Genomic DNA, 1,359 nt, shown 5'->3' with positions numbered 1-1,359 from the left:
GTCGCTGGACATGAGCCTGGACGAAGTGCGCCCGCTGCTCGACTTCCTGGACCACCCGCAGGCCGATTGCTCGAAGGTGGATGCGGTGATCGAGGGCCACCTGGCGCACGTGCGCGAGCGGCTGGCGAGCCTGCAGGTGCTGGAGCGCCAGCTGGAGCTGCTGACGCAGGTGTGCGGCCCGCAACGCATGCACGAACTTTGCGGCATCGTGATGGCGCTGTCGAAGGATGCGCCGGGCGGCGTGCCCCCGACCGGCCGCGGCGTGCACACGACCTGAATCCCGACCCTACAATTCGCGCCGCAGCGGTCCGTGGCGGCCGCGTTCCGGAAAGCCTCCTCATGAACAACGAGCCCCCCGCCGACAAGCCCGTCGGTCACAACCAYGGTCCCGACCTCTCRCACATCGCCCCGCGCGACAAGGCGGAGATCCTGGCGCAGGCCCTGCCGTACATCCGAAAGTTCCATGGCAAGACCATGGTCATCAAGTACGGCGGCAACGCGATGACCGATCCGGCGCTGCAGCAGGATTTCGCCGAAGACGTGGTGCTGCTGAAGCTGGTGGGCATCAACCCGGTGGTGGTGCACGGCGGCGGGCCGCAGATCGAGGACGCGCTGGCCAAGATCGGCAAGAAGGGCACCTTCATCCAGGGCATGCGCGTCACCGACGAGGAGACCATGGAAGTGGTCGAGTGGGTGCTGGCCGGCCAGGTGCAGCAGGACATCGTCGGGCTGATCAATGCGGTCGGCGGCAAGGCCGTCGGCCTGACCGGGCGTGACGGCGGGCTGATCCGCGCGCACAAGCTGAAGATGGTCGACCGCGACGACCCGACCAAGGTGCACGATGTCGGCCAGGTCGGCGAGATCGAGTCGATCGATCCGTCGGTCGTCAAGGCGCTGCAGGACGACCAGTTCATCCCGGTGATCTCGCCGCTCGGCTTCGGCTCGGAGAACGAGAACTACAACATCAACGCCGACGTGGTCGCCGGCAAGCTGGCCGAGGTGCTGAAGGCCGAGAAGCTGCTGATGCTGACCAACATCCCCGGCGTGCTCGACAAGCAGGGCAAGCTGCTGACCAACCTGTCGGCGCGCGAGATCGACGAGCTGTTCGACGACGGCACGATCAGCGGCGGCATGCTGCCGAAGATCGCTTCGGCGCTCGATGCCGCGAAGAACGGCGTGAACACCGTGCACATCATCGACGGCCGCGTGCCRCACGCGATGCTGCTCGAGATCCTGACCGAGCAGGCTTACGGCACGATGATCCGGAGTCATTGAGCCCCCCAGTCGCTTCGCTCCTGCCCCCAAGGGGCGCTACCCAGCGGCCCGGCAAAGCCGGTTCCGCGGGCGTTGCTTGATGGG

At 66.9% G+C, this 1,359-nt stretch carries 2 protein-coding genes; both read left to right on the top strand.

The features are described 5' to 3' along the window. The coding region (locus AC1D15_RS32450) for a MerR family DNA-binding protein (protein WP_477829297.1) at positions 1-277 on the top strand (277 nt) is incomplete at its 5' end. A gap of 62 nt (positions 278-339) precedes the next feature. Beyond that, entirely contained in the window at positions 340-1,275 is a 936-nt protein-coding gene (gene argB, locus AC1D15_RS32445) for an acetylglutamate kinase (protein WP_047500810.1), read from the top strand. Positions 1,276-1,359: the final 84 nt, after the last annotated feature.

It is taken from the genome of Rhizobacter sp. P2_H2 (assembly GCF_056403375.1).
Note: the sequence above shows the minus strand (reverse complement) of the source record. Positions and strands in the feature narration are given on the sequence as shown.